A 16,332-nucleotide genomic window follows, 5' to 3' on the forward strand; every position below is an offset into this window, starting at 1 on the left:
GGTGGCGGCGGTGCAGACCAGTTCTTCGGCGGCGCCGGTATGGACACTGTCGGCTACACCGACAGCACCGTGGCGGTGACCCTTAACTTGATGACAGGCATCCACTCCGGTATCGCGGCTGGCGATACTTACGTCGATATCGAAACCCTCCGTGGGACCGCGCTCAACGACATCTTCATCGGTGGCACCACTGCCATGGGGTTGGACGGCGCAGCCGGTCAGGACCTGGTCAGCTATGAACAATCCACCACTGCCGTGACAATAGATTTGAAAACCAATGTCAATGCGGGCGATGCCGCTGGCGATACCTTCACCGGGATCGAGATTTTCCAGGGCAGCAGTTTTGACGACACGCTGTCGGGATCCACTGGCAGCGACATTTTCATCGGTGGCGCCGGTGCCGACCGGATCGATGGGCGTGAAGGGCTGGACAGCGCCTGGTACATCAACAGCGCAACTGCCGTGAATATCAACCTACAGACCGGGGTCACTCAGGGTGGCGATGCGCAAGGCGACGTCTTGCTCAACATCGAACGCGTAGTGGGCAGCCACTTCGACGACACGCTGACCGGTGATGCGGTCGGGAACTACCTTGAGGGTGGTCTGGGCAATGATCTGGTTTATGGCGGCGACGGTGGCGATACCATCTACGGCGGTTTGTACTCCCAGATCGGGCCATTCTCCCTTGGCGGTGTAGCAAGCGGGCCTCAGGCCGACATGCTGTATGGCGGCAATGGTGGCGATGTCATCACCAGTGCTGCCGATGATCGTGGAACCATGGCTTTTGGCGAAGCTGGCAACGATAGCCTCACGGTGGTCAGCGGCACGGCCGATGGCGGTGACGGCGACGATATTTTGAGCGGCACCGGTGACAACTTCGTGTTGCTCGGCGGCGTCGGCAATGACAAGTTGACCCTGAACGTGAAGGGTGAATTCGCCTGGAACATGAAGTCTGGAGGCTTTGCCAACGGTGGAGAGGGCGATGATACCTATACCGTTAATACCAGTAAGTTGGTGACTATCCGCGATGACGGAACAAGCATCAATGACACGCTGATATTGAACAATGTCAACTCCGCAGCCGACTTGCAGCTCATGCGAGTTGACAATGATCTCTATCTCTACGATCGCTTTGATACTCAAGGCGCTGTGCCCGACCATGGTGTGAAACTGCAGGACTGGTACGCAGGCTTCACTACCATTGAGCATTTCAAGACCGCCAATGGTGACGCGTTCGATTTGTTTGGTTGAGGTTTTGGATCTTCACTCGTAATGGAGTTGAAGGTCTTCTTTGAAGTAATTGGGGAATCTGGTTGTGATTGACCCGGTTCCCCTTTTTATTGGGTCCGCATAGCTGCTAATTACCCTCTGTCGCTGATTCAAGTGCTGTCCCCCGACCTGAAAGAGCTGGCGCGTTTCCTGCAAGTCCCCCTCAAATCGCCATAAAACGAGCGCTTGCGGCCGGTACGCCAGCGCCTGACACGGCAGAGCGTTTTAGCCAGACAGCCCGCAAAAGCTTGAAATAGCTTGGCCGAGCTCTGTGAAGAACAAGAGGGGAGACGATGAAGGCAGTAATTCTGGCGGGTGGCCTGGGCACGCGCATCAGCGAAGAGTCGCACCTCAAGCCCAAGCCGATGATCGAGATCGGCGGCAAGCCAATTCTTTGGCACATCATGAAACAGTACTCCGCCCACGGGATTCATGACTTCGTGATCTGCCTTGGCTACAAGGGCTATGCGATCAAGGACTTCTTCGCCAACTACTTCCTGCACACCTCCGACGTCACCTTCGACATGCGCAACAACCGCATGGACGTGCACCAGAACTACAGCGAGCCGTGGAGCGTCACTCTCATCGACACCGGCGAGGAAACCATGACCGGTGGCCGCTTGCTGCGTGCCGGTCGTTACCTCAAGGACGAAGAGGCGTTCTGCTTCACCTATGGCGATGGCGTCTCCGATATCAATATCCGTCAACTGGTGGACTACCACAGCGCCCACGGTCGTCTGGCGACCGTCACCGCCGTACAACCGCCGGGCCGTTACGGCGCCCTGGAGCGTCACGGCGATCAGGTGCTCGGTTTCACCGAGAAACCCCGTGGCGATGGTGGCTGGATCAATGGCGGGTTCTTCGTGCTGTCGCCGAAAGTGCTGTCGTACATCGGCGGTGACGAGACCACTTGGGAAGCCGAGCCGTTGACCCGGCTGGCCCAGGACGAACAGTTGAAGGCTTTCGAACACGAAGGCTTCTGGCACCCGATGGACACCCTGCGCGACAAGAACCACCTCGAAGCGCTGTGGCAGAGCGGGGAGGCCCCATGGAAGCAATGGGCCTGAGTCCGGAGTTCTGGCGTGGCAAACGGGTGCTGCTGACCGGCCACACCGGTTTCAAGGGCAGCTGGTTGACGTTGTGGCTGCAAAGCCTCGGGGCCGAGGTCAGCGGGTTTTCGCTCGATCCGTCCACCGAGCCGAGCCTGTTCGAACTGGCGCGGGTACACGAGGGCATCAACGATCAGCGTGGTGATCTGCGTGATCTGGGCGCCTTGCTGGAACTGATCGTCGAAACCCAGCCGCAAATCGTCCTGCACCTGGCGGCCCAACCGCTGGTGCGCGAAGGCTATCGCGATCCGCTCGGCACCTATTCCAGTAACGTCATGGGCACGCTCAATCTGCTCGAAGCGATCCGCCAGGTCGGCGGCGTGCGTGCCTGTGTGTTAGTGACCACCGACAAGGTCTACGCCAACAAGGAATGGCTGTGGCCGTACCGCGAAGACGAAGCCCTGGGCGGTCACGATCCTTACAGCAGCAGCAAGGCTTGCTGCGAATTGTTGGCGCAGTCTTATGCCGCATCGTTTTTCCCGGCCGACAAGTACGCCGAGCATGGCTTGGCGTTGGCCACCGCCCGTGCTGGCAATGTGCTGGGCGGCGGTGACTTTGCGCCGGAACGCCTGATTCCCGATGTGCTCAAGGCCTGGTCGGCCGACCAGCCAGTGACCCTGCGCTACCCGCAGGCCGTGCGCCCATGGCAGCACGCTCTTGAGCCTTTGGCAGGTTACCTGCAATTGGCTGCCGGTCTCTACGAACAAGGCCCACAGTTTGCCGGCGCGTGGAACTTCGGTCCGAGCGAAGCGGACATGTGCAGCGTCGGCGAAGTGGTCGAGTTGCTTGCCAGCCGCTGGCCGCAAGCACGCGGATTGCGCATCGAGCCGAGTGATTTGCACGAAGCCGGCCTGTTGCGCCTGGACAGCAGTCGCGCCCGTCAACGGTTGGCCTGGCAACCGCGCTGGTCGTTGCAGCAGTGCCTGACCCAGACCCTCGATTGGCATCTGGCGTGGCAGAACGGTGATGACATGCGTGAAGTCACCCTGAACCAGTTGAACCTGTACCGAGGCGCGTTGTGAGCGAGTTTCTGTTGAAAGCCTTGCCGCTGGCCGGTCTGTTCAGCGTGCAGCACAAACGCTTCGAAGATGATCGTGGGCATTTCGCCCGGCTGTTTTGCGAAGGCAGCCTGAGCGCTTTCGGCCAGCCGTTTCATATCCGCCAGATCAACCACTCCTGCACCCGTGCGCGGGGCAGTGTGCGCGGTCTGCATTATCAAAATTCCAATGCGCCGGAAGCCAAGTTGATTACCTGCCTGCGCGGCGAAGTCTGGGATGTGGCGGTGGACTTGCGCCCCGATTCCGAAACCTTTCTGCACTGGCACGCCGAGCACCTGAAGGCCGGTGACGGTCGCAGCTTGCTGATCCCGTCCGGGTTCGCCCACGGCTTCCAGACGCTGACCGATGACGCCGAATTGCTCTACCTGCACAGCGCTGATTACACGCCTGCGTACGAGGGCGGGTTGTCGGTGAACGATCCACGGCTGGCGATTGCCTGGCCGTTGCCTGTCAATAATCTGTCGGCCAGGGATTCCAGCCATCCCTTGCTCGATGAACACTTCGCTGGAGTGCGTCTATGAACTGCCGTGGTTGCGGTACTCCTCTGGCCTTGCCGCTGATCGATCTCGGCACCTCGCCGCCATCCAACGCCTATGTGCACGCCGATCGCCTGGAACAAGCCGAGCAATGGGTGCCATTGAAGGTCGCGGTGTGTCAGCAGTGCTGGCTGGTGCAGACCGAGGATTACACCAGCGCCGACAGTCTGTTCGACGCCGAGTATGCGTATTTCAGTTCGTTCTCCAGCACCTGGCTGGCCCATGCCGAGCGCTATGTCGCCGAGATGGTCGAACGCTTCGGCCTGACTGCCGACAGTCGCGTGGTGGAAATCGCCGCCAACGACGGTTACCTGTTGCAGTACGTTGCCGGGCGCGGCATCCCCTGCCTGGGCGTTGAACCAACCCGCAGCACCGCGCAAGCGGCGCGGGAAAAAGGCCTGGAGATTCGCGAACTGTTCTTCGGTCGCGACACCGCCGCGCAGCTGAAAAGCGAAGGCTGGGCCGCCGACCTGATGGCCGCCAACAACGTGTTGGCGCATGTGCCGGACATTAATGATTTTCTCGGTGGGTTCTCCACCTTGCTCAAGCCGACCGGTGTGGCGACGTTCGAATTTCCGCAACTGCTGACGCTGATGGCCGGGCAGCAATTCGACACGCTGTATCACGAGCACTATTCCTACCTGTCCCTGACCGCCGTGCAGACCTTGTGCGAGCGCAATGGCCTGGAAGTGTTCGATGTCAGCCAGTTGTCGACCCATGGCGGTTCGTTGCGGGTGTTCGTCCAGCGGGCCGACGGTGTTCGCCGTGAGGTGCAGCCAGCCGTTCAACAGCAGTTGCAGGCCGAGCTGGCAGCGGGAGTGAAAACCCCCGAGTACTACGCGACCCTGGCGCCAGCGGCCGAGGGCATCAAGCACGAACTGCTGCGTTTCCTGCTGCAAGCCAAGGCCGACGGCAAGCGCGTGGTCGGTTATGGTGCGGCAGCCAAGGGCAACACCTTGCTCAACTACGCCGGGGTCAAACCGGACCTGTTGGCCTGGGTGGCCGATGCCAACCCGCACAAGCAGGGCAAGTACTTGCCGGGCAGTCGCATTCCGATCGTTTCGCCGGCGCAGATCGATCTGGAAAAGCCGGATTACGTTCTGGTATTGCCATGGAATTTGCTGCACGAAGTCAGTCAGCAGCTGGCGCAGGTGCGTCAGTGGGACGGCCGTTTCGTGATCGCCGTGCCTGAGTTGACCGTACTGTGAAGGTGCTGGTCACCGGTGCCACCGGGTTCGTCGGCCGACATCTGGTCGCGGCTTTACTCGCCCGTGGCTGCGAGGTGCGGGCCGTGGCGCGTAACGCCGAGACCGCCGCGCAATTGCCGTGGATCAACGCCGTGGAATTCGTGGCCGCGGATGTTCATGCCACCGACCTGGACTTTGCCGCGCTGACCGATGGCGTCGATGCCTTGGCACATCTCGCCTGGCCGGGGTTGCCGAATTATCAGGCGCTGTTTCACTTCGAACACAACCTGATGGCCGATTACCGGTTCATCAAAGGTGCGGTCGAGGCGGGTGTGTCGCAGGTGCTGGTCACCGGCACCTGTTTCGAATACGGCCTGCAGAGCGGGCCGCTCAGCGAGCAGACCGAGGCGCGGCCGAGTAACCCTTACGGGCTGGCCAAGAACACCTTGCGTCTGTTCCTCGAAAACCTGCAGCGCCAACAGCCCTTCACCCTGCAATGGGCGCGGCTGTTCTACCTGCACGGGGAAGGGCAGAACCCCAACAGTTTGCTGGCGGCACTGGACCGGGCAATCGAGGCCGGGGACGACAGCTTCAACATGTCGGCCGGCGAGCAGTTGCGCGATTACCTGGCGATCGACACGGCTGCCGATTACCTCGCCGCGATCCTGCAACAGCGTGAGTTCGATGGCGTGATCAATTGCTCCAGCGGCCAGCCGGTATCGGTCAGGGCGCTGGTCGAGCAGCGGTTGTGTGAGCGTGGCGCGTCGATCCGTTTGAACCTGGGCCATTACCCATACCCGACCCATGAACCGATGGCGTTCTGGGGCGTGGCGGACCGTTTGCAACAGCTACTGGGAGCAGAGCATGAGGCATGAGTTGTATCGGGTCGCCGACCTGCCGGTGTTGCAGAACCGTACCTTTGCCGACCCGGAGTCGGCCAGGGCATCGGCCAGCGCCGACATGCTGTTGGTGCAGGACGAGACGAGCGGGTTGATCTTCAATCAGGCCTTCGACGCCGACAAGCTCAGCTACGACGCCGACTATCAGAACGAGCAGGCGCATTCCGGCCAGTTCCAGAAGCACCTGAGCGATGTCGAAGGGATCATTGCCCGCCACTTCAAGGGGCAGGAACTGATCGAAGTCGGCTGCGGCAAAGGCTACTTTCTTGAACTGCTCAAAGGCCTGGGCTACGCCATCACCGGTATCGACCCGGCCTACGAAGGCGACAACGCCGACGTGATCAAGGCGCCGTTCACTCGCGGCCTGGGGCTGTCGGCGGACGCTATCGTGCTGCGGCATGTGCTGGAACATATCCAGGACCCGGTGAGTTTTCTCGCCGAGATGGCCGAGGCCAATCAGGGCGGGCAGATCTACATCGAAGTGCCGTGCTTCGACTGGATTCTTGAGCACCGCGCCTGGTTCGACCTGTTCTACGAGCACGTCAATTATTTCCGCCTCGATGACCTGCGCCGGATGTTCGGCACCGTGCACGAGGCCGGTCACCTGTTCGGTGGCCAATACCTGTACATCGTCGCCGACCTGGCCACGCTGCGCCTGACACCGGACCAACCGGTGCCGCGCCTGGCATTGCCGGACGGTTTCACCAGCAGCCTCGAGCGCGCGGTGCAGATCATTCAAGCGGCGCCCGAGCAAGGTTCGGCGATCTGGGGTGCCTCGTCCAAAGGCGTGATTTATTCGTTGTTCCTGCAACGCGCGGGTGTGGCGGTGGATCGCGTGGTGGATATCAACCCGGCCAAACAGGGGCGTTATCTGCCCCTGAGTGGCGTGCGGGTGTCTTCGCCGCAAGAGGCCATGGATGCCTTGCCCGAAGGCGCCAACCTGTTTGTGATGAACTCCAACTACCTCGAAGAAATCAAGCGGATGACCGGTGGACGCTACGTCTATCACGCCGTCGACAGCGCTTCGTTCCAGTGACTATTGAGATTCTAAAATGACCGACAACACCATCAATAAAGCCTTCGAAGCCGAATGCCGGGAACAGATCGCCCAGCAGGGTGACGACCAGAAACTCACCGGCCTGGCCCGGGATTTCTTCAACGAATCGGCCAAGCACAAGTACAGCTACCACTTCTCGTGGATGGGCCGTCCGATCATCCAGCTGCCACAAGACATGATGGCGATGCAGGAAATCATCTGGCAGGTCAAACCGGACCTGGTGATCGAATGCGGCATCGCCCACGGCGGCTCGATCATTTACTACGCCTCCTTGCTGGAGCTGCAAGGCCACGGCGAAGTGCTGGGCATCGACCTCGATATCCGTGCACACAACCGTGAAGCCATCGAGAGTCACCCGATGAGCAAGCGCATCTCGATGATCGAAGGTTCGAGCATCGACCCGGCCATCGCCGCCCAAGTGCGTGCTGCCGCTGAAGGCAAGAAAGTCATTCTGGTGCTCGATTCCAACCACACCCACGATCACGTGCTGGAAGAACTGCGCCTGTACGCACCACTGGTGTCGGTGGACAGCTACTGCGTGGTCATGGACACCGTGGTCGAAGACATGCCAGCCGATTTCTTCCCGGATCGTCCATGGGGCCCGGGCGATAACCCGAAAACTGCGGTGTGGAAGTACCTGGAAGAGAACAAGGACTTCGAGATCGACCAGCAGATGCAAAACAAACTGCTGATCACCGTGGCGCCGGACGGCTATCTGCGTCGCGTTCGTTAATCAAAAACAGCTTCAGGTACTTGGCGATCGGCCGGTTGTGGGGATAGGAAAATGCAGGTTCAAAGCAGCACTCAAACCAACGTGACACCGCTGAACGAGCTGTTCACGGTGGTGGTTATCACCCACAACCGCAGGGCGTTCCTGCGACGCGCCTTGCAGTACTACAGCCGTTACTCCGCCAAGGTGCTGGTGCTGGATTCGTCCGTGCAGGGCGATGAGCGCATCGCAACCGACTTTCCGTCGGTCGACTATCGTCATTTGCCGCAGTTCACCTACACGGGGTTTCAGCAAAAGCTCGGGTATGGCGTCAGCCAGGTCACCACGCCGTACATGGTGTTGGCTTCCGACGATGACTTCCTGCTGCACGATGCACTGACCGAATCGGTGAACTTCCTCGAGGCCAACCCTGATTACGGCATGTGCCACGGCTACTGCCTGATGTACCTGACGCACTCCAACTATGTGCAGTACTACCGTCGCGACAAGAAGGTAAAAGAGGATTACAACGCCGAGCGCGCGCAGGATCGTGTGCTCGACTACATGGGCCAGTACATTCCGCCGTTCTATGCGGTGCACCGCACCTCGCTGTTGCAGGACTGGTATGCGGCCATGCCGGAGGGCACGATTTTCGAGTGGCAGGAAATCGGCCATGTGTATTACATGCTCGCGCGGGCCAAGGCGCGGATTCTGCCAATGCCTTATGTGGTGCGGGAGGTCAACTACGGCCGTTCGGATCACAATACCGAAATCATTCACGTCCTGAGTTTCAAAGACGCCCGTTCGGTCGCCGAGCGTGAGCGCTTTGCCGGTTTCCTCGCCACGCTGCCGACCGACATCAGTGACCTGAACCAGAAGCAGACCGCAGAGTTCGCCCTGCAAAGTTTCCAGGCGCTGGCCGACAGCCTGGCCACGCGCAATGCATTGACTATCGAGCCGATCTTCGAGTCCTACTGGAAAGATCCCACCATTGGCCCGAAACGCGCATTCGGCACCCAGCAATATGTCGAGATGCCGTTTTACAACCAGGCGTTTTTTGATCAACTGACCGAGTGCGAATTCCTGCTCCATGCGATGCCGGCCGGCCGCTTGCAGCTGGAAGAAATGGAGGGTGCATTACTTCAGCAGCATACGTTGCAGCGCACTTATTCCAACGACACGCCCGAGACCATCCAGACTCGTTTGCTGCATGCCGTGCAGTTGGGCGCCTTCAACCGTCAGGTCGTGCAAAAACTGGTGCAGCAACTGCTGGACATGGGCGAGAGCGCCGATGCGAAAATATTGACGGACTGGATTGCCCGCCTCGGCAGCCTACCGACCTACGACAGCCGTGAGTTGCTGGGCAGCATGCCCTCCGGCCGGCTGTTGAACTGGTTGCAGGCACGCCAGCCGAACGACACCGCGGTACGGAAAATCAATCAACACCTGGCGGCCAATGAGGGCGGGCCTCAGTTTGGCATTCTGTTGCTGGATCTTGAAGCCGACATGGACAAGTTGCAGGTCACCTTTGACAGTCTGATGGAAAGCGCTTTCCGCGCCTTCAAGGTGGTGGTCTTCACCACCGGTGATTTGCCTGACGTCACCACCGAACAAAATACCGTGCATTTTGTAAAGGTCAGCGCAAGCAACTACGTCGATAAACTGAACCAGATTGCCCAGCGCTCAACCTCGGACTGGCTGCTGTTGGCCGAGGCCGGCGATGAGTTCACCGCTGCCGGCTTCCTGCGCGCCAGCCTTGAGTTGCAGGACGCGGAAGGTTGCCGTGCGGTGGCGATGGATGAGATTCATCGCCGTAGTAACGGCACATTGACCGAGGTTTTCCGCCCGGCCTTCAACCTCGACCTGCTGCAAAGTCTGCCGACGTTGACCGCCCGGCATTGGCTGATCCGACGCGAAGTGCTGGTGGATGTCGGTGGTTATGCCCGCGAGTTCAGCGATGCACTGGAATTCGACCTGCTGCTGCGCCTGATCGAAGCTGGCGGGTTGGCAGGGCTGGCGCATTTGGCCGAGCCATTGCTGATCACCCCGGCGGTGGAGTTGGCGCCGAATGAGCACCAACGTCAGACCCTGGTACGCCACCTGGCAACCCGTGGTTATCAGGCGCAGGTCAGTGCCGAGGCATTTGGTGGCTTGCGGATCGACTACCGGCATGCCCAGCGTCCGAAGGTGTCGATCATCGTCCGCAGCGAAGGCGATCAGGAGCCATTGCAGCGCTGCCTGGTGAGCGTATTGCAGCGTACGCGCTATCAGAACAACGAAATTATCATCGCCGACAACCACAGCCAGTCAGCCGATCTGCTGACGTGGCTCGACAGTCTGGAGCAAAACGGTCGCGGGCGGATTCGCCTGATCAAGAACGAGCAGCGCGTGAGCCCGTCGGCACTGCTCAACCAGGCCGCCGCGCAGGCACAGGGTGAGTACTTGATACTGCTCGCGGCAGACGCCGAGGTGGTCAATGCCAATTGGATCGAAGCTTTGCTCAACCAGGCTCAGCGGCCGGAAGTGGGGGTGGTGGGGGCCAAGCTGGTTGATCGCGAGGGCAGCGTGACCGGCGCCGGTTTGATTCTGGGGCTGGGGGACGGCGTGGCCTCTGCGTTCGTCGGCGCGAAAAAAGACGCACCGGGTCCTATGCATCGACTGTTGGTCGAGCAGAATTATTCGGCAGTTTCCGACGCTTGCCTGATGGTGCGCAAAGAGGTGTTCGATGCACTGGGCGGGCTGGATGAAGAGCATTTCGAGCAAGCGTATGCCGATGTCGACTTGTGCCTGAAAGTCGCCGATGCCGGGTTGCTGACCGTATGGACGCCGCAAGTGCAAATCGCCCACCCCGGCTCATTGCCGGATCACCCGCAGGCGGTAGCCGCCCTGCGCGACAAGTGGCAATCGCGTTTCGAACAGGATCCAGCCTACAACCAGAACCTGGCCTTGACCGGCAAGGGCTTTACTCTCGGCGAACCGACCAGTGTGAACTGGGCGCAGTTGCTCGCATAAGCCTGGCTGACAGGTAAAAGGACTCAAGGCATGTTCAACGGTAAATCGATTTTCATCTCTGGCGGCACCGGTTCGTTCGGACGCAACTTCATCCGCCGCTTGCTGGAGCAATACCAGCCCAAGCGTGTGGTGGTGTTTTCCCGCGATGAGCTTAAGCAGTACGAGATGCAGCAGACGTTCAACGCGCCGTGCATGCGTTACTTCATCGGTGATGTGCGCGACGCCGACCGTTTGCGTCAGGCCATGCGCGGTATCGATTATGTGGTGCACGCCGCGGCGCTGAAGCAAGTGCCAGCGGCGGAATACAACCCCACCGAATGCATCCGCACCAACGTCAACGGCGCGGAAAACATCATTGCCGCGGCCATCGACAACGGCGTGAAAAAAGTTGTCGCGCTGTCCACCGACAAGGCTGCCAGCCCGATCAACTTGTACGGCGCGACCAAGCTGCTGTCGGATAAATTGTTCGTGGCTGCCAACAACATTGCCGGCGAGCAACAAACCCGGTTTGCCGTGGTGCGCTATGGCAACGTCGCCGGCTCGCGGGGTTCGGTGGTGCCGTTCTTCAGCAAGCTGATTGCCGAGGGCGCCAAAGAGCTGCCGATCACCGATGAGCGCATGACGCGGTTCTGGATCACCCTCGATCACGGCGTGAAGTTTGTGCTCGACAGCTTCGCCCGCATGCACGGTGGTGAAGTATTTGTGCCGAAGATCCCGTCGATTCGCATCGTCGACCTGGCGCAGGGCATGGCTGAACATTTGCCGCACAAACACGTCGGCATTCGTCCGGGGGAAAAACTCCATGAGCTGATGGTGCCGTTGGACGACGCGCGCATGACCCTGGAGTTCGACGATCACTACACCATTCAGCCGTCGATCCGTTTCACCAGCGTCGACGTGGATTTTGCCGTGGACAAACTGGGCGAGCAGGGCCGGCCGGTGGGCGAAGATTTCGAGTACCGTTCCGATACCAACCCGCACTTCCTGTCGGTCGGCCAGATCGCCGACCTGCACGCGGAACTGTCGGCATGATTCCCTACGGTCGGCAAAGCCTCGATCAGGCCGACATCGATGCGGTGGTCGCCGTGTTGCAGTCTGACTGGCTGACCCAAGGGCCGACCATCGAGCGTTTCGAACAGGCGATGGCCGAGCGGTGCCAGGCCGATTTCGCGGTGGCGGTGTGCAATGCCACGGCGGCGTTGCACATTGCCTGTCTCGCCGCGGGCCTGGGGCCGGGCGATCGGTTATGGACCACGCCGAATACCTTTCTGGCCTCGGCCAACTGCGGTCGCTACTGCGGCGCCGACGTCGATTTTGTCGACATTGACCCGCTGACCTGGAACCTCGATGCCTACGCCTTGGCGTCGAAGTTGGAAATCGCCGAGCGCGACGGCAAGCTGCCGAAAGTGCTGGTGGCGGTAGCGTTCTCCGGGCAGAGCTGCGATATGCGCATGATCGCCGAACTGGCCGAGCGTTACGGTTTCACGGTGATCGAGGATGCCTCCCACGCGGTCGGCGCGTCCTATGCCGGGCGCCCGGTGGGTTGCGGTGAATTCGCGGCAATGACCGTGTTCAGTTTCCACCCGGTGAAGATCATCACCAGTGCCGAAGGCGGCATGGTGCTGACCAATCGCCCGGAACTGGCCGAACGCTTGCAACGTCTGCGCAGCCACGGCATGACCCGTGACCCCGAGCAGATGACCGAACCCAGCCACGGCCCCTGGTACTACCAGCAAGTGGAGCTGGGCTTCAATTACCGGATCACCGATCTGCAAGCGGCACTCGGTCTGTCACAGCTGAACAAGCTCGATGGCTTTATCGAGCGTCGACGCGAACTGGCGGCGCGTTATGACCGGTTGCTGGCGTACTTGCCGCTGACCTTGCCCAGCGCGCAGCCTGAAGCCGAATCGGCGTGGCATCTGTACGTGGTGCGCTTGCAGACGGAGCGGATCAACCTCAGTCATCGACAGGTGTTCGAAGGCTTGCGAGCGGCCGGTGTCGGGGTGAATCTGCACTATATTCCCGTGCACTTGCAGCCGTACTATCGCGACCTGGGTTTTGCCGAGGGTGATTTCCCCCAGGCCGAACGTTATTACGCCGAGGCCATCAGCCTGCCGCTGTTTCCTCTGCTGAGCGATGAACAACAGGACTATGTGGTCGAGCAATTGCGACGGCTGATCCTTGAGGAGTAGTGACTCTTGAGCTGTGTTGCGATCATTCCGGCCCGTGGTGGCAGCAAGCGAATCCCGCGCAAGAACCTCAAGCCGTTCGACGGCGTGCCGATGATCGTCCGTTCGATTCGCACGGCGTTGGAGTCGCGCCTGTTCGACCAGGTGATCGTCAGTACCGACGATGAGGAAATCGCCGACGTCGCACGAGCCAATGGCGCTCAGGTGCCGTTCATGCGGCCTTCGGCACTGGCTGACGATTTCACCGGGACTGCGGCAGTGATTGTGCATGCCTTGAATCAATTGCCACCGTTCGACCATGCCTGCTGCATCTATGCGACGGCGCCGTTGTTGCAAGCGCGTTATCTGCGTCAGGGGCATGAGTTGCTGGTGCAGCACCCGGACAAGTCTTTCGCGTTTTCAGTCACCGGTTTTGGTTTTCCGGTGCAGCGGGCCTTGACCCTCGACGCGCAGGGCGCCCTGACCTCGCTCTATCCGGAGTTTCGTGACACCCGCTCCCAGGACTTGCCCGAAGCCTTTCAAGACGCCGGCCAGTTCTACTGGGGACGCAGCGAGGCCTGGTTGCGTGGTGATGCACTGTTCTCGCCAGCGAGCCTGCCGGTGATTCTGCCGCGCTACCTGGTACAGGACATCGACACCCTTGAAGACTGGAAACGCGCCGAATACCTTTACGCCGCATTGAAGGCTGGTGGTGAGTTGCAATGAGGATACTGATCCGCGCTGACGCGTCGCCAACCATTGGCAGCGGCCATATCGCCCGCTGTCTGACCCTGGCCAGGGTGTTGCGCAAGCAGGGCACGCACGTTGCCTTCGCCTGTCGCCTGCTGCCGGGGCATCGACTGGACAGCCTGGCAAGCGAGGGCTTCGAGACCTTCGCGCTGCCGGCACGCTACCCCGATGAAGATCCGCAGCAGGCCATCGAATCGATGCTGCCCTGGCAGGCGGACATCGCCGCGCTGGCGCAAGCCCTGGAACGCCATCCGGCTTTCGACTGGATCATCGTCGACCACTATGGCCTCGATCATCACTGGCAGACTGCGGCCCGTCGCTGGGCATCACGGATCGCCGCGGTGGATGACCTGGCCACTCGGCAGTACCGCGTCGATCTGCTGCTCAATCAAAATCTGTCGGGCACCCCAGAGGCTTATGCCTCGCTGCTGACGCCCGACTGCCAGACCTTGCTCGGTCCACGTTTTGCGATGTTGCGCGATGAGTTCTGCTGCCCGGCGGTCGAGATCAAGCCTCGGGCCAGGCGAGTATTGGTGAACTTCGGCGGCTTCGATGCGGCCATGCAGACCCACCACGCGATGTTGGCGCTGGCGGACCTTCATGAGCTGGAGGTCGATTTCGTGGCGGGGGCCAACAACCCGGCCTGGGAGCAGATGCAGGCGCTGGCGGCGTATCGTCCGAACTGGCGCCTGCACAGTTTTGTCAGCGATTTCTATCGGCTGATGACCGAGGCTGACCTGTTTATCGGTGCCGGTGGCGGCACCAGTTGGGAGCGGGCGGCCATGGGGCTGCCGACGATTTGCATTGCGGTCTCGAATAATCAGCAGGCCAACGGCGAGGTGATGGCGACCTCGGGCGCTCATGTGTTCCTGGGCAACCGCGAGCATGTCAGCGTCGAGCAGTTGCGCCAAGCCATCGGTTTTGTCGTAGGCAATCAAGGTTTTCGTCAAAGTATGGCCGAACGCTCACGGCAGTTGGTCGATGGCCGTGGCGCGCAGCGGGTGGCGGCAGCACTGGCGGGAGCGGTACTGCAGGTGCGTCGAGCCGATCCGGACGATGCGCAATTGTTGTTCGAGGGACGTAATGCCGAGGCAGTACGGCGCTGGTCGCTGGACACCCACGCCATCGATTGGCAGCGGCATCAGGTCTGGTTGGCCGCGAGCCTGAACAACCCTCAGCGACTGCTGTTGATTGCCGAGGCGGATGACGGCCCGGTCGGTATGCTGCGCTATGACCTTGACGGTACTCGGGCCGAGGTCTCGATCTATCTGTTCGAAGGCCGATTCGGCCTGGGCTGGGGCAGGGCGCTGCTGGCGCGGGGCGAAGCGTTCGTCACGGCGCATTGGCCACAACTTGAGGCCATCACCGCTCAGGTGCTGCCGGCCAATCAGCCATCGCTGAAGGTTTTCCGCGAGGGTGGTTTTACTCAGAGTGCTTGCGCGTTCACGCGCGTGTTGAAGGATCCAGAACAATGACCAGTTTCAAGATCGGTAATCGCTCGATCGGTGCCGATGCGCCGCCGTTCATCATTGCCGAGATGAGCGGCAACCATAACCAGTCGCTGGACATGGCGATAAAAATCGTCGAAGCCGCGGCCAAGGCCGGCGCCCATGCCTTGAAGCTGCAAACCTACACCGCCGAGACCATGACCCTGGACTTGTCCGAAGGCGAGTTCTTCATCAAGGACCCCAACAGCTTGTGGGCCGGTTCTTCGCTGTATGCGCTGTACGAAAAGGCCCACACGCCGTGGGAATGGCACGCGCCGATTTTCGCCCGGGCCAAAGAGCTGGGCATGCTGGCGTTTTCCACACCGTTCGATGACACCGCGGTGGACTTCCTCGAAAGACTCGATGTGCCGGCCTACAAGATCGCCAGCTTCGAGAACACTGATCTGCCGTTGATTCGTCGGGTTGCGGCCACCGGCAAGCCGCTGATCATTTCCACCGGCATGGCCAGCATCGCCGAGCTCGATGAAACCGTGCGTGCCGCCCGTGAGGCCGGTTGCAAGGATCTGGTGTTGCTCAAGTGCACCAGCACTTACCCGGCGACGCCCGCCAACAGCAACGTGCGCACGATTCCTCATCTGCGTGAGTTGTTTGGTTGTGAAGTCGGTTTGTCCGACCATTCGATGGGTGTCGGGGTGTCTGTCGCCGCCGTAGCGCTGGGGGCGACGGTGGTGGAAAAACACTTCACCCTCGACCGTGCCGCCGGAGGCGTGGATGCCAGTTTCTCGCTGGAACCGGCCGAACTCGCCAGCCTGGTGGTCGAAACCGAGCGCGCCTGGCAGGCCATGGGCCAGGTGCATTACGGCGTGACTGACGCCGAGCGCAAGTCCCTGGTGTACCGCCGGTCGCTGTATGTCACCCAGGACATGATCGCCGGAGAGCCATTTACCGCCGCCAATCTGCGGGCCATCCGTCCGGGCCTGGGGCTGGCCCCGAAACACGCTGAAACCCTTCTGGGCCGCCGTGCCCGCCAGGCCATCAAGCGCGGAACGCCGCTGGACTGGTCGCTGGTCGAATAACCGCTTGTGGGGCTGATTCGGCAAAATAGCGTGACCTGCGAGTCATTACGCGCA

14 protein-coding genes are annotated in these 16,332 nt (G+C 60.8%); all 14 read left to right on the forward strand.

Annotation, left to right across the window (positions count from 1 at the left end):
• Positions 1–1,251 (forward strand): calcium-binding protein (locus AC07VO_RS19290; protein WP_495007661.1); only part of this gene is annotated, 1,251 nt, incomplete at its 5' end.
• Between the two features lie 311 nt (positions 1,252–1,562).
• Complete coding sequence (gene rfbF, locus AC07VO_RS19295; protein ID WP_019579550.1) at positions 1,563–2,336, forward strand: glucose-1-phosphate cytidylyltransferase; 774 nt, start codon at positions 1,563–1,565, stop codon at positions 2,334–2,336.
• Positions 2,318–3,400 (forward strand): CDP-glucose 4,6-dehydratase, encoded by a 1,083-nt coding sequence (gene rfbG / locus AC07VO_RS19300; protein WP_026286325.1) that lies wholly within the window; start codon positions 2,318–2,320, stop codon positions 3,398–3,400. The genes rfbF and rfbG overlap by 19 nt, the downstream gene beginning before the upstream one ends.
• Positions 3,397–3,957 carry a dTDP-4-dehydrorhamnose 3,5-epimerase family protein gene (locus AC07VO_RS19305; protein WP_018925020.1) on the forward strand — a complete coding sequence of 187 codons (561 nt, stop codon included), beginning with the start codon at positions 3,397–3,399 and terminating at the stop codon, positions 3,955–3,957. The genes rfbG and AC07VO_RS19305 overlap by 4 nt, the downstream gene beginning before the upstream one ends.
• Positions 3,954–5,180, forward strand: coding sequence for a class I SAM-dependent methyltransferase (locus AC07VO_RS19310; RefSeq protein ID WP_086945879.1), 1,227 nt, complete (start codon positions 3,954–3,956; stop codon positions 5,178–5,180). Before AC07VO_RS19305 ends, AC07VO_RS19310 begins: the two co-directional genes overlap by 4 nt.
• Positions 5,177–6,034 (forward strand): NAD-dependent epimerase/dehydratase family protein, encoded by an 858-nt coding sequence (locus AC07VO_RS19315; RefSeq protein ID WP_086945878.1) that lies wholly within the window; start codon positions 5,177–5,179, stop codon positions 6,032–6,034. The genes AC07VO_RS19310 and AC07VO_RS19315 overlap by 4 nt, the downstream gene beginning before the upstream one ends.
• On the forward strand, positions 6,024–7,094 hold the full coding sequence (locus tag AC07VO_RS19320) for a class I SAM-dependent methyltransferase (RefSeq protein ID WP_086945877.1): 1,071 nt from the start codon (positions 6,024–6,026) through the stop codon (positions 7,092–7,094). Before AC07VO_RS19315 ends, AC07VO_RS19320 begins: the two co-directional genes overlap by 11 nt.
• A 16-nt stretch (positions 7,095–7,110) precedes the next feature.
• Positions 7,111–7,848 carry a cephalosporin hydroxylase family protein gene (locus tag AC07VO_RS19325; RefSeq protein WP_064619523.1) on the forward strand — a complete coding sequence of 246 codons (738 nt, stop codon included), beginning with the start codon at positions 7,111–7,113 and terminating at the stop codon, positions 7,846–7,848.
• A gap of 51 nt (positions 7,849–7,899) precedes the next feature.
• Positions 7,900–10,836 carry a glycosyltransferase family 2 protein gene (locus tag AC07VO_RS19330; protein WP_086945876.1) on the forward strand — a complete coding sequence of 979 codons (2,937 nt, stop codon included), beginning with the start codon at positions 7,900–7,902 and terminating at the stop codon, positions 10,834–10,836.
• Positions 10,837–10,866: 30 nt separating this feature from the next.
• Complete coding sequence (pseB, locus tag AC07VO_RS19335; RefSeq protein WP_019579558.1) at positions 10,867–11,868, forward strand: UDP-N-acetylglucosamine 4,6-dehydratase (inverting); 1,002 nt, start codon at positions 10,867–10,869, stop codon at positions 11,866–11,868.
• On the forward strand, positions 11,865–13,028 hold the full coding sequence (pseC, locus tag AC07VO_RS19340) for a UDP-4-amino-4,6-dideoxy-N-acetyl-beta-L-altrosamine transaminase (protein WP_086945875.1): 1,164 nt from the start codon (positions 11,865–11,867) through the stop codon (positions 13,026–13,028). Before pseB ends, pseC begins: the two co-directional genes overlap by 4 nt.
• Before the next feature lie 6 nt (positions 13,029–13,034).
• Positions 13,035–13,730 (forward strand): pseudaminic acid cytidylyltransferase, encoded by a 696-nt coding sequence (gene pseF, locus AC07VO_RS19345; RefSeq protein WP_064619514.1) that lies wholly within the window; start codon positions 13,035–13,037, stop codon positions 13,728–13,730.
• Entirely contained in the window at positions 13,727–15,229 is a 1,503-nt protein-coding gene (pseG, locus tag AC07VO_RS19350; protein ID WP_086945874.1) for a UDP-2,4-diacetamido-2,4,6-trideoxy-beta-L-altropyranose hydrolase, read from the forward strand. Before pseF ends, pseG begins: the two co-directional genes overlap by 4 nt.
• Positions 15,226–16,278, forward strand: coding sequence for a pseudaminic acid synthase (gene pseI / locus AC07VO_RS19355; RefSeq protein WP_086945873.1), 1,053 nt, complete (start codon positions 15,226–15,228; stop codon positions 16,276–16,278). Before pseG ends, pseI begins: the two co-directional genes overlap by 4 nt.
• The last annotated feature ends 54 nt before the right edge of the window (positions 16,279–16,332 follow it).

The organism is Pseudomonas sp. GW821-FHT03E01 (assembly GCF_059420765.1).